The 12847-nt window shown below is 72.4% G+C and carries 9 protein-coding genes; 5 read left to right on the forward strand and 4 right to left on the reverse strand.

What is annotated here, in order from left to right; all coding sequences use genetic code 11:
* Positions 1-207: 207 nt before the first annotated feature.
* Together ACWERV_RS05175 and ACWERV_RS05180 are read left to right on the forward strand one after the other, a co-directional pair.
* On the forward strand, positions 208-1950 hold the full coding sequence (locus ACWERV_RS05175) for an LCP family protein (protein ID WP_452928987.1): 1743 nt from the start codon (positions 208-210) through the stop codon (positions 1948-1950).
* 177 nt (positions 1951-2127) lie between these two features.
* A complete protein-coding gene (locus ACWERV_RS05180; RefSeq protein ID WP_452928989.1) occupies positions 2128-4089 on the forward strand; it encodes an LCP family protein in 1962 nt (653 codons plus the stop codon).
* 72 nt (positions 4090-4161) lie between these two features.
* On the opposite strand, the gene ACWERV_RS05185 is transcribed toward ACWERV_RS05180, so the two are convergent.
* Entirely contained in the window at positions 4162-5223 is a 1062-nt protein-coding gene (locus ACWERV_RS05185) for a glycosyltransferase family 2 protein (RefSeq protein WP_452928992.1), read from the reverse strand.
* 109 nt (positions 5224-5332) lie between these two features.
* On the opposite strand from ACWERV_RS05185, the gene ACWERV_RS05190 reads away from it, so the two are divergent.
* Positions 5333-6937 carry an LCP family protein gene (locus ACWERV_RS05190; protein WP_452929304.1) on the forward strand — a complete coding sequence of 535 codons (1605 nt, stop codon included), beginning with the start codon at positions 5333-5335 and terminating at the stop codon, positions 6935-6937.
* A gap of 44 nt (positions 6938-6981) precedes the next feature.
* Here ACWERV_RS05190 and ACWERV_RS05195 read toward each other — a convergent pair whose 3' ends face one another.
* Positions 6982-7455, reverse strand: coding sequence for an acyl-CoA thioesterase (locus ACWERV_RS05195; protein WP_452929307.1), 474 nt, complete (start codon positions 7453-7455; stop codon positions 6982-6984).
* A gap of 267 nt (positions 7456-7722) precedes the next feature.
* Here ACWERV_RS05195 and ACWERV_RS05200 point away from each other — a divergent pair, with 267 nt between their 5' ends.
* Positions 7723-8967, forward strand: a complete 1245-nt coding sequence (locus ACWERV_RS05200; protein WP_452928994.1) for an LCP family protein — start codon at positions 7723-7725, stop codon at positions 8965-8967.
* Positions 8968-9082: 115 nt separating this feature from the next.
* Here the strand turns inward: ACWERV_RS05200 and ACWERV_RS05205 are convergent, their stop codons facing one another.
* A complete protein-coding gene (locus ACWERV_RS05205; RefSeq protein WP_452928996.1) occupies positions 9083-9793 on the reverse strand; it encodes an LAETG motif-containing sortase-dependent surface protein in 711 nt (236 codons plus the stop codon).
* A gap of 213 nt (positions 9794-10006) precedes the next feature.
* Positions 10007-11182, reverse strand: a complete 1176-nt coding sequence (locus ACWERV_RS05210) for an acyl-CoA dehydrogenase family protein (RefSeq protein WP_398177470.1) — start codon at positions 11180-11182, stop codon at positions 10007-10009.
* Between the two features lie 299 nt (positions 11183-11481).
* Here ACWERV_RS05210 and ACWERV_RS05215 point away from each other — a divergent pair, with 299 nt between their 5' ends.
* Positions 11482-12843, forward strand: coding sequence for a UDP-glucose dehydrogenase family protein (locus tag ACWERV_RS05215; RefSeq protein WP_452928999.1), 1362 nt, complete (start codon positions 11482-11484; stop codon positions 12841-12843).
* Positions 12844-12847: the final 4 nt, after the last annotated feature.

The raw sequence follows: 12847 nt of genomic DNA on the forward strand, positions 1-12847 counted from the left end.
TCCGCAAGGGGCAGGCCTCGGGCGCCAGTTCGGACATCCGGGCAAAGTCTGATGAAAAGCTCATGAAAAACCCCGCCAATTGCGGCGGTATTGCGGGAGTTTGCCCGTTTTTTCGGGCAACGGATCTTTCCGTACACCCCTTTCGCGTCACCTCGGGCGGCTACTGTAAGCGACTCGGCGGTTACCGGATGGAGGGCCCGAGCGACCGTGGACACGCAAGACCGAGGCGAGATCGATCCGGCGGACCGGTGGCGGAGCGACCCGTCCGCCGGCCCCTACCGGCGGCGCCCCGCCGCCCCCGCACCGGGGCGGCGGCGGGCCCGCGGCCTGCCCCGGCAGACCGGGCGGCCCGTGGGCGCCCCTGCGCGGCCCGCGGCGCCCCCGGACCGGGTGCCGGGTCCGCGCGACCGGGCCCCCGCCGCGGGACCGTCCCGGCGCGGCGGGCAGGGCCGGAGCGGCGGTCCGGGGAGGGGCAGGGGCGCGGCCCGGGGCCGGTCCGGGCGGCTGTCGCGGCGCAGGAAGGCGCTGCTGTGGGTGGCTGCCTCGATGGGGCTGGTGCTGGTGATCGTCGGTGTCGGCGGCTACCTGGTCTACGAGCACTTCAACGCCAACCTGACCACCGTCGACGTCGGCGACGCGGGCAGCAAGGACGTGCTCGGCGACGGCCCGCTCAACCTGCTGGTGATCGGCACCGACAGCCGCCAGGGGCTGGGCGGCAAATACGGCGACCCGGACGACACCGGGCACGCGGACACCACGATCCTCTTCCACGTCTCGGCCGACCGCAGCAACGCGACGGCCATGAGCATCCCGCGCGACATCGTCACGTCCATCCCGGACTGCCCGACGCGGCAGCCGGACGGCACGCTCCGGACGATCCCCGGCACGCCCGCGGGGCTGACCACGCCGAAGTTCAACGAGAGCCTGGGGGTCGCGGGCCGGGACCCGGGATGCACGATGCGGGCGGTGCGGCAGCTCACCGGGATCCCCGTCGACCATTTCATGATGGTCAACTTCGAGGCGGTCAAGACGCTGTCGACGGCGGTCGGCGGGGTGGACGTGTGCCTGGCCCGGCCGCTGGTGGACCCCAAGTCGCATCTGGACCTGGCGGCGGGCCGGCACCGTATCGAGGGCGAGCAGGCGCTCCAGTTCGTCCGGACGCGGCACGCGCTGCGCAACCAGAGCGACCTGGACCGGATCAAGCTCCAGCAGCGCTTCCTCGCCGCCATGTTCCGCAAGATCAAGTCGAGCGGCAGCCTGACCGACCCGCGCAAGCTCTTCACGCTCGCGGACACCGCGACCAAGGCGCTCACGGTGGACACCGGGATCGGCAGCGTCTCCCGGCTGACGAGCCTGGCCCGGGGGCTGTCCGGGCTGGACACCAAGCACATCACGTTCGTCACCCTGCCGGTCGTCGACAACCCCAACGAGCGGGTGCACGCCACCGTGGTCGTCGACCGGCCGCGCGCGGAACGGCTCTTCACCCTGGTCAAGGACGATGTGTCGCTGAGCGGCCACAAGAAGAGGAGGCACCGGACCGACCCGAAGCTCGTGGGCCCGAAGGCCCCGGCGTCCGACGTGCGGGTGCGGGTCTACAACGGCAGCGGCATCCTCGGCGCCGCCCGCGGCACGGTGGACTGGCTGCGCGGCACCCAGGGCGTCGGCGGCCCGGCGAACGGCGGCAACGCCCCCGTCCCCGCCGCCCGCACCACGCTGGTCTACGCCCCCGAGCAGGCCGACCAGGCCCGTACGCTCGCGGCGATGCTGGGGCTGCCCGGCTCGGCGCTGCAGCCCTCGCCGGGGACGGCCGCGGTGACGGACATGTCGCTCACCCTGGGCGCGGACTTCACCAGGGCGGGGGTGCCCGTACCCGATCCGGACGCCGCCGACGCGGACGACGAGGCGGGCATGGACAGGACGCAGGCGGACGACGCCACCTGTGTGAAGTAGCCCCGGGGACGGCGCCCGCGGCAGACCGTGACGTTCCCCACGGCACCCCCGCGAAACCCTTCCGTGATACCGGTCGTGTTAACTCAGGGCCCGGAGATGCAACTCCGGACGCCCGGTCGCCGTCTGAGAGGAGGACGACCGAGTTCCGACCGACAGGGATAGGGGGAGGGTTCACTCATGCGCGACGGGGGAATGGGTGGTGGCGGCCAGGGGGCCGTACCGAACCCCGGTGACCTCGGTTGGGACGAGAGCCTGTACGGGGACGGCCGGCAGCCGTACCCGCCGCAGCAGCCCGCTCCCGGCCGGCAGCACGGGCAGGTGCCGGGCCCCCGCGGCCCGTACGGCCCCGGTCCGGGTCACGCCCCCGACCAGGCACCCGGCCGCATCCCGGGCCAGGGCCCCGGCCCCGGCCGGATACCCGGGGGCATACCCGGCGGCCGTGACGGCCGTGACGGCTACGAAGACGGCTACCGCGGCCTCGACGGGGACGACGACGGCTACGGCCGCCACGGCTACGACGACGGCGGCAGCCCCGCCGGCGCCCCGGAGGAATCCCCCGCGGGACCCGGCCACCGCGCCGGGGGTCACCGCAGGGGCGGCCCGCGGCGCAAGCAGCGCAGCCGCAAGCGCAAGGTGCTGCGCTGGACGGCGATCGGCCTCGCGGTCGTGGTGCTCGGCACCGCGGGCGCGGCGTTCGGCTACTACGAGTACCTGTCGGGCAAGATCCGCAAGGGCGAGCGGGTCAGCGGCAAGACAACGGTCGCCAAACCGAAGGCCAACGCCAACGGCACCTCGGCGATGAACATCATGATCCTCGGCTCCGACAGCCGGCTGAGCGCGGAGGACCAGAAGCTGGGCGGCGCGGCCGACAGCTCGGGCGCCCGCGCGGACGTGATCATGATCGCCCATCTGTCGGCGGACCGCAGCAACATGTCGATCGTGAGCATCCCGCGCGACACCCGGGTCAACATCCCGGAGTGCGAGGACCCCAAGACCCACAAGACGTACCCGCCGGTCAACGCGATCATCAACGCCTCACTGGGCCGTGGCGGACCGGGCTGCACGCTCGCCACCGTGCAGAACCTGACGAACGTCTACATCGACCACTGGCTGATGATCGACTTCGGCGGCGTGGTGAAGATGGCCGACGTGCTCGGCGGTGTCGAGGTGTGCGTGCAGCACAGCGTCTGGGACCGCCCCACCAAGTACATCAAGCACGGCGGCTCGGGCCTGAAGCTCACCAAGGGCAAGCACGTCATCCAGGGCAAGCAGGCCCTCCAGTGGCTGCGCACGCGGGACGCCTTCGGCTCCGACGCCGGCCGCGCCGAGGCCCAGCACATGTACATGAGCTCGCTCATCCGCAGGCTGCGCGGTGAGAACCTCTTCACCAACCCGAGCCGGCTGAACAAGATCGCCACCACCGCGATGGGCGCCTTCGAGGTGTCCTCCGAGATCGGCACCCCGAAGAAGCTCTACGACCTGGGCATGGAGCTCAAGAGCATCCCGCCGGACCGGATGACGATGCTGACCATGCCGCACATCGCCGACCCGGAGGCCCCGGACGCGCACTACCTGCCCGCCGACAACGCGAGCACGGTCTGGTCGCTGATGCGCAACGACGTCGCCATGGACGCCAACGGCAAGGCCAAGGCGCCCGGCACCGCGAGCGCGAGCCCGAAGCCGAGCACCGCGTCCGGGCCGCCCGCCGCGGCCCCCGCGGCGATCCCGGTCTCGGTCGTCAACGGCACGGCCGGCACCGAGGGCAAGCAGGCGGTCGACCACCGCGCGACCGACATCGCCACCGCGCTGAAGACCGCGGGCTTCACCCAGGCCCAGCCGAGCCAGAAGACGACCCCCAGCCCCGGCACCTCGGTCGTCTACCCGGCGGGCGACGGCGACCAGGGCAAGGCGGACGCCACGTCGGTCGCCAAGGCGCTGAAGATCCCGGTCAGCAACGTCAAGCCCTCCACCACCGCACAGACGGTGACCGTCACGGTGGGCGCGGACTGGACCAAGGGCACGGACTACGCCGCGACACTGCCGAAGGCGGGCGGGGTGCCCGACAACGCCGACGCGGTCAACGGCGCCGACGACAGCAAGTGCATGCCGATCCAGCCGATCTACCGCTGGGCGGGCTGAGCCCGGCACGCGCACGCGCAGCAGGGGCCCGCCGGACGCTTCCGGCGGGCCCCTGCTGTGTGAAGCGCGAGGTCAGGCGTCCGCGGGCGCGGTCTCCTGCGCGGCGGCCAGGACCGCGGGGCGGCGGCTCGCGATGACCCGGCGGGCCAGCGAGCGCGGGCTGGTCAGGAAGCCCCAGCCCCAGCACATGTGCATGGTCGCCAGCGCGAGCGGGATACGCAGCCGGGCGGCGGCGGACAGGTCCTTCCCGGCCGGCAGCGAGCCGACGGTGATCGCGGCGAGGTAGCCGACGGGCACCACGAACGCCCACGGCGTGAGCGCGGCGCCGACGACGATCCCGGCGGCATTGGCCAGCAGCGCGGCGGGCGCGGCCAGGTAGCGCAGGTTGACCGAGCCGCGGTGGTAGCGGGTGACGACCCGGCGCCACCGCCCGTACTCCTTGTACTGCCTGGCCAGGGTGCGCACGCTGGGCCGCGGGCGGTAGGAGACACGCAGCTCGGGCGAGAACCAGATGAGGTGGCCGGCCTCGCGGATGCGGTAGTTCAGCTCCCAGTCCTGGGCGCGGATGAACTCCACGTTGTAGCCGTCCTGCTGCTCCAGCACCTCGCGGCGGAAGACGCCGAGGTAGACGGTGTCGGCGGGGGCCGCGGCGCCGCCGGTGTGGAAGGCGGCGTTGCCGACCCCTATCTTCGCGGTCATCGCCGCGGCGACGGCCTCCTCCCAGGCGTTCTCGCCCTCGGCGTGCATGATGCCGCCGACGTTGGCCGCGCCGGTCTCGTCGAGCAGCCGGACGGCGGTGGCGATGTAGTCGGGGGAGAGCATGCCGTGCCCGTCCACGCGCACCACGACGGGGTGCCGGGAGGCCTTGATCGCGGCGTTCAGCGCGGCGGGGGTACGCCCGGTGGGGTTGGGCACGGTGTGGACCCGCAGGTCCTCGGCGACCAGTTCCGCCGCGATGGCGTCGGTCCGGTCGGTCGACGGGCCCAGCGCGATCACGACCTCCATCTCCCCCGGGTAGTCCTGCTCCAGGATGTGCCGGACGGAGTTCCGCAGATGACGCTCCTCGTTGAGGACCGGCATGATCACGGAGACGGCCGGGAGCGCGGGGTCGGGGGGCGTGTTCACGGCGTTCATGGCGGCAAACGTTACCGCCAACGGGGGACTCCAGCGCGTGGGGGCAAGGCTTACTGTCCTATTTGTCCCTAGCCTGAACGGGTCCAGCCGCCCGTACCGCTGGGGAGGGATTCCCGTGCCGCCGACCAGCCGACACCCCGCCACCGCCGTACGGCCGCACGCACCGCGGGGGCGGGGGCGGCAGGCGGTGCCCGCGAAGCCCGCGCCGCGGGGCGGGCGCCCGGGGCGGCGGCCGCCGGTCCGGCTCAGCACCCGGATCGTGGGCGGGCTCGCGGTGCTGGTCATCACGGTGAGCGGGGTGGGCCATACGGTCGTCACCTCGGTGAGCGGCGCGATCGGCCGGGTGGACGCGTTCGGCGGAATGCAGGGGCGGCCGAACGGCAGCAAGGGCACCAACTTCCTGCTGGTCGGCACCGACGGGCGCGACGACCTCGCACCCGCGCAGAAGCAGGCGTACCACCTCGGCGGAGCGCCCTGCCACTGCACGGACACGATCATGCTCGTGCACCTGTCGCAGGACCGCTCGCGGGCCAGCGTGGTGAGCATCCCCCGCGACACCTACGTCCTGCTCCCCTCCCCCGCCACCGAGCCCGGCACCCGCCCGCCGCGCGACCCGGCCAGGGCCGCCCGAGTCGCCGCCGGGCACGACCCCCGGCCGCCCGCCGCCCCCGCCGCGACGCACCCGGCCAAGCTCAACCAGGCCTATGCGCAGGGCGGCCCCAAGCTCACCGTGCAGACCGTGGAGCAGCTCACCGGTGTGCACGTCGACCACTACCTGGAAGTGGACTTCACGAGCTTCATGAAGACCGTGGACGTGCTCGGCGGCGTCCCGGTGTGCACCACCAAGCCGCTCAAGGATCCCTGGTCGGGCCTGAACCTGCCGGCCGGCACCACCGTCCTGAACGGCGGGCAGGCCCTCCAGTACGTGCGCTCGCGGCACACCGACCCGGCCGCCGACCTCGGGCGGATGCAGCGCCAGCAGCGTTTCGTCGCCCAGATCGTGGGCAAGATCACCAGCGAGGGCATGCTCACCGACCCGCTGAAGCTGAGCAAGGTCGTCTCCACGGTGCTCGGCTCGGTACGCGCCGACCAGGGCTTGGACACCGGGGACATGCTGGGCCTGGCCCGCGCCATGAAGGGTTTCTCGCCGCGCTCGTCGGAATACACCACCGTCCCGCTGAGCAGCAGCAGCGTCGAGGTGCCGGGCCTGGGCTCGACGGTGCGCTGGGATCCGGCGAAGGCCGGGAAGCTGTGGGCGGACGTCCGCGCCGACCGGCCGCTGGCCGCCCCCGCCCCTGCTGACCCCGCCGCGCCTGCCGGGACGCCCGCCGCGACCCCCGTCGCCGTCGACCCGGCGACGGTCCGGGTCGCGGTGGAGAACGGCACCGGTGTGCCGGGGCTCGCCGGGGACACCCAGCGGGCGCTGCACGCCACCGGCTTCGCCACCACCGGCACCCCGGCGACGGCGCACGCCCACGTGCCCCACACGGTCATCCGCTTCGACCCGCAGCGCGGCGACGCGGCGAAGGCGCTCGCGGTGGCGCTGCCCGGCGCGCAACTGGCGCCGACTCCCAAGCTGGGCCCGGTGCTGAGGGTGACGCTGGGGCCGGACTTCGCGCTGGCCCGGGTGCGGCCGGTGCTCGCCCCGCCGCCGGACCCGGGCACGCGCCCGCAGGACGGTGTGCTCACCGGCGACCGGGTGGGGTGCGCGTGACGGGCTGAGCCCGCCGGACCGGTCGTCCGGCGCGGCCCGCCGGGTCAGTCGTCCAGCGCGTCGGCCGCGGCGCGCTCGCGGCGCAGCTCCAGGATGGCCTCGCGGCGGGCCAGCCGGTGGGTGCGCCGGATCTGCGCCTCCTGGCAGCGGCGCCGGTCGTCCGCCGTCTCGGGGACGACGGGCGGCACCAGGCGCGGGCGGCCCTCGGCGTCGACGGCCACGAAGACCAGATACGCGCTCGCGACCTGCTTGGCGGGCCGTCCCGCCTCGTTCCAGCGTTCGGCGACGACCCGGACACCGACCTCCATGGAGGTCTTGCCCGTCCAGTTGACCTGGGCCTTCACCTGGAGCAGGTCGCCGACCCTGACGGGTTCGAGGAAGGCCATCTCGTCCATCGCGCCGGTGACCGCGGGCCCCTCGGAATGCCGCCCGGCGACCGCTCCCGCCGCGTCGTCGACGAGCTTCATCACGACGCCGCCGTGCACGGTGCCCAGCAGGTTGGTGTCGTGCGCGCTCATGATGTGCGACAGCGTGATACGGGCGGCGGACGTCGGCTTGCCGGGCAGGACCGGGACCGCGGGTATGCCGTCGGCCTTCCCGGCACCCCGCGTGACCTGCGGCGGGGCGGGCGGCTCAGGGGTTCCGGAGCCCTCGGATGCGTGGATCATGACCACCACTGTATGTCCGTTACGAAACAGCTGCGGCTCGTGGCCGAATGCATCGGGTCTGCTACAGAACCGCCCTGGATTCAAGGTCCCACGCCGCACCCGGGCACACTGGCCGACATGAGTGGGATGAACGGTTGGAGCGATGACACCGAGCAGCGCCGGCGCAACGAGCCGCCGCTGCCGCCCGAACTGTCGCCGCGCCGGGCCGCCGCCGCAGGCGGGGTCCCGCCGCAGCCGACCCGCACCCCGCAGCGCGGCGACCGGCTGCCGCCGGGGGCGATCCCGCGGCCGTCCGGACCGCCGGACGGCGGCGGCTACGGCCCCCCGTCCACCGGTCCCGGCGGCCCCGGCGGGCCGCGCGGCCGGCTGAGCTGGATCACCCGGCGCCGGGTCGCGTACACCGCGCTCGGCCTGGTCGTGGTGCTGATCGTGGTGTCGGTGTCCACCTACTTCTGGGCCGACGGCAAGGTGCGGCGCGAGGTCGATCTGAGCAAGGTCGAGGACCGCCCGGCCGCGGGCAAGGGCACCAACTATCTGATCGTCGGCTCGGACAGCCGGGAGGGGCTGACCAAGGCGGACGAGAAGGACCTGCACACCGGCGCCGCCGAGGGCCAGCGCACCGACTCGATGATGATCCTGCACACCGGCAGCAACGGCACGACGATGCTGAGCCTGCCGCGCGACTCCTACGTGACCATCCCCGCCTTCACCGGCGCGCGCACCCACAAGCGCTACCCCGCCTCGCAGCACAAGCTCAACAAGGCCTACGCCGACGGCGGCCCGGAGCTGCTGACGCGGACGGTCGAGTACAACACCGGCATCCACATCGACCACTACGCGGAGATCGGCTTCGCGGGCTTCGTCAACCTGGTGAACGCGCTCGGCGGTGTGACGATCCACCTGGACAAGCCGCTGGTCGACAAGGCGTCCGGCGCGGACTTCCCGAAGGCCGGCGACGTCAAGATGAACGGCAAGCAGGCGCTGACCTTCGTCCGCGAGCGGCACCAGGAGGCCGACCAGGACCTCGGCCGGATGCGGCACCAGCAGCAGTTCCTGTCGGCCATCGCCCACCAGGCGGCCTCGCCGTGGACGATCCTCAACCCGTTCAAGCTCTACCCGGTCATCGGCTCGGGCCTGGACACCCTGGTCGTCGACAAGGACATGAGCCTGCGCAACCTCGCGTCGATGTTCTTCGCGATGAAGGGCGTCAGCGGCGGCGACGGCCAGTCCCTGACCGTGCCGATATCCAACGCCAACTACCGGACGGCGAGCGACGGCGACGCCGTCAAGTGGGACATGACGAAGGCCAAGACGCTCTTCGGCGAACTGCAGAACGACGACAAGGTGACCGCCGCCAAGTAGCGCCGCCGGTGTCGCGCCGGGCCCCGCGAGCGGCCCGGCACCCGGTACGCCGACAGCCCCGGCCCCCCGTCCTGCGACGGGGGTCCGGGGCTGCGGTGTGTGCGGCCGGGTGGTGTCAGTTGTGCGCGGCGGGCTTGCGGCGGCGCATGAAGAAGACGGTGCCACCGCCGGCCACGACGAGCGCGGCGGCGATACCGGCGATCATGCCGGTGTTGCTGCCGCCACCGGTCTCGGCCAGGTTGGACTGACCGCCCGCGGCGGGCTTCGGCGCGTTGGTGTCGTCGACCGGGGCGGCCGGGGCGCTGGTGCTCGCGGACGGCGTGGCCGAGGCGCTCTCGGTCGGCGTGGCGGTGGCGCTGGTCGACGGCGACGGGCTGCCGCCCGTGTCGCCACCGGTGTCGCCGCCGCTGCCGCCCTGCTCGGGCGGGGTGTCGGTGGCGCAGGCCTTGTCCGGGGTCGTCACCTTGGTGGTGCCGACCTCGGCGTTCTTGCCGCCCGCGGAGCGCACGACGTGGACGCTGTACTCGGTGTTGGGCGTCCACTCCACCGGGAAGGTGAACTCGGTGCCCTTGTGGGTGCCCTTGACGCCGGTCTGGGTGCCGACCGGGGTCGTTCCCTGCGAGACCGTGATGTCCACGGCCGTGCTGCTGTCCTTGTCGACCACGGTGATGAAGCCGTGGTTGGCGTTGTCGCACCCGGCGGACGCCGTGAACTCGGTGATGGAACATGCGAACGCGCTGCCTGCAACGCCCAGCGCCAGAGCGGCAGCGGCGGAGGCGACGCCTATGGAACGCACCGCTATGGCGGTGCGGCGGTTAATGGACACGTCTTCCCTTCACGGGATCGGATCACAAGCGTGGTGGACGCCGGTCAGCTCCTACGACGGCCCCCGTCCGGCTGATGGCTTCCACAGCTCTACAAGTCCTCGCGCGGGCTTGTCAATTGATCGCAAACCGACCACAACTCGACCCCAGACACACAAAGAGCACCCGGGCAGGGTGCTCTTCGCGCATCTCACGCCTCGGCTGTTACAGAGTTGCTACGCGGGCAGGTTCCGCGCCATGACGATCCGCTGGACCTGGTTGGTGCCCTCGTAGATCTGCGTGATCTTGGCGTCGCGCATCATCCGCTCGACCGGGTAGTCGCGCGTGTACCCGTAGCCGCCGAGGAGCTGGACGGCGTCGGTGGTGATGGACATGGCCACGTCGGAGGCGTAGCACTTGGCCGCGGCGCCGAAGAAGGTGAGGTCCTCGTCCTTGCTGCCGGCCGAGGCGCGCTCGGAGCGGGCGGCGGCGGAGTAGGTGAGCTGGCGGGCGGCCTCCAGCTTCATGGCCATGTCGGCGAGCATGAACTGGATGCCCTGGAACTCGGCGATGGCCTTGCCGAACTGCTTGCGCTCGGCCACGTAGCCCTTGGCGTAGTCGAGGGCGCCCTGGGCGATACCGAGGGCCTGGGCGGCGATGGTGATGCGGGTGTGGTCCAGGGTGCGCATCGCGGTCGCGAAGCCGGTGCCCTCCGCGCCGATCATGCGGTCGGCGGGGATGCGGACGTTGTCGAGGTAGACCTCGCGGGTCGGGGAGCCCTTGATGCCGAGCTTCTTCTCCGGGGCGCCGAAGGAGACGCCCTCGTCGCCCTTCTCCACCACGAAGGCGGAGATGCCCTTGGAGCGCTTGTCGGGGTCAGTCACGGCCATGACCGTGTAGAAGTCGGAGACCCCGGCGTTGGTGATCCAGCGCTTGACGCCGTTGAGCACATAGGTGTCGCCGTCGCGTACCGCGCGGGTCTTCATGCCCGCCGCGTCGGAGCCCGCCTCGGGCTCCGACAGGGCGTACGAGAACATGCCCTCCTTGCGGGCGAGCGCGCCGAGGTAGCGCGCCTTCAGCTCCTCGGAGCCGGACAGCTGCACGGGCAGCGAGCCGAGCTTGTTGACCGCCGGGATGAGCGAGGAGGACGCGCAGACCCGCGCCACCTCCTCGATCACGATGACGGTCGACAGCGCGTCGGCGCCCGCCCCGTCGTACGCCTCGGGCACGTGGATCGCGTGCAGGTCGTTGGCCTCCAGCGCGTCCCTGGCCTCCTGCGGGAAACGGCCCTGCTCGTCCACCTCGGCGGCGAAGGGCGCGATCTTCGCCTCGGCGAGGGAGCGCACGGCGTCCCGCAGCATGTCGTGCTCTTCGGAGGTCCGGAAAAGGTCGAAGTCGGAGGATCCGGCCACAGAGTCTCACTCCCCGAGTGCTAATTACCGTTAAGTAACCTGATTGATCCTACGATCCTAGGGCCGCCTCCGCAGCCCGGCGTACGTGACCTTCACGACAGCACAAGGCCACCACCGCGCCCCCTACCCGTTCCCGGCCCGCGCCACTCGGAGCGCGGGGGTGAGTGCGGGGCGGGCACGGGGGTGAGCCGGGAGTGAGCGCCGGGAGTGAGCACAGTGGTGACCTGGGGCGCGGCGGCGGCCAGGAAGGCGGGTCACACCCCTCCTTCGGCCGGGGGCGTGCCGACTATGCTCGGCCCATGCCTCTCAAGCTGACCGTGATCGGCACCGGATACCTCGGTGCCACGCACGCCGCGGCCATGGCCGAGCTGGGTTTCGACGTGCTCGCGCTCGACATCGACCCGCGCAAGATCGAGCTGCTCGCGCAGGGCCGGGTGCCGATGTACGAGCCCGGCCTGGAGGACATCCTCGCCCGGCACGTGGCCGGTATCGAGGGCTCCACCGGACGGCTGCGCTTCACCATGTCGTGGGAGGAGGTCGCCGACTTCGGCGACGTGCACTTCGTGTGCGTCAACACCCCGCAGAAGCAGGGCGAGTACGCATGCGACATGAGCTACGTGGAGAGCGCCTTCGAGCGGCTGGCACCGCTGCTGCGGCGGCCCGCGCTGGTGGTGGGCAAGTCCACGGTCCCGGTGGGCAGCGCGGCGCGGCTCGCGGAGACGCTGAGCGCCCTGGCGCCGGCCGGCGCGGACGCCGAACTCGCCTGGAACCCGGAATTCCTCCGCGAGGGCTTCGCCGTGCAGGACACCCTGCACCCGGACCGGATCGTGGTCGGGGTGCGCAGCGAGCACGCGGAGAACCTGCTGCGGGAGGTTTACGCCACGCCCGTCGCAGAAGGCACGCCGTTCGTCGTCGCGGACTACCCCACCGCGGAACTGGTCAAGACCGCGGCCAACGCCTTCCTCGCCACCAAGATCTCCTTCATCAACGCGATGGCCGAGGTCAGCGAGGCGGCCGGAGGCGACGTCGCGGTGCTCGCCGAGGCGATCGGCTACGACGACCGGATCGGCGCCAAGTTCCTGCGGGCCGGCATCGGCTTCGGCGGCGGCTGCCTGCCCAAGGACATCCGCGCCTTCATGGCCCGCGCCGGTGAGCTGGGCGCCGACCAGGCGCTGACCTTCCTGCGCGAGGTGGACTCGACCAACATGCGCCGCCGCACCCAGATGGTGGAGATGGCCCGCGAGGCGCTCGCCGTCTCCGCCCAGGGCCCGGGATCCGGTTTCCTGGGCCGCCGGATCGCGGTGCTCGGCGCCACCTTCAAGCCCGACTCCGACGACGTACGGGACTCCCCCGCGCTCAACGTCGCCGGACAGATCCAGCTCCAGGGCGGCCAGGTCACCGTCTACGACCCCAAGGGCATGGAGAACGCCCGGCTGCACTTCCCCACCCTCGGCTACGCCCCCACCGCGCTGGACGCGGTCCGCGGCGCCGACGTGGTGCTGCACCTGACGGAGTGGCGGGAATTCCGCGAGCTGGACCCGGCCGCGCTCGCCGAGGTCGCCCGCGGCCGCGTCGTGCTGGACGGCCGCAACGCCCTGGACGCCGCGCTGTGGCGCAAGGCGGGCTGGACCTACCGGGCGATGGGCCGCCCCAACGCCTGAGGCC

The sequence above is a fragment of the Streptomyces sp. NPDC004031 genome, assembly GCF_053604375.1.

Coding starts and splice junctions, on each gene's coding strand:
- ACWERV_RS05215 (WP_452928999.1), top strand. CDS start 11,482: ATGCCTCTCAAGCTGACCGTGATCGGCACCGGATACCTCGGTGCCACG.
- ACWERV_RS05180 (WP_452928989.1), top strand. CDS start 2,128: ATGCGCGACGGGGGAATGGGTGGTGGCGGCCAGGGGGCCGTACCGAAC.
- ACWERV_RS05200 (WP_452928994.1), top strand. CDS start 7,723: ATGAGTGGGATGAACGGTTGGAGCGATGACACCGAGCAGCGCCGGCGC.
- ACWERV_RS05195 (WP_452929307.1), bottom strand. CDS start 7,455: ATGAGCGCGCACGACACCAACCTGCTGGGCACCGTGCACGGCGGCGTC.
- ACWERV_RS05185 (WP_452928992.1), bottom strand. CDS start 5,223: ATGAACGCCGTGAACACGCCCCCCGACCCCGCGCTCCCGGCCGTCTCC.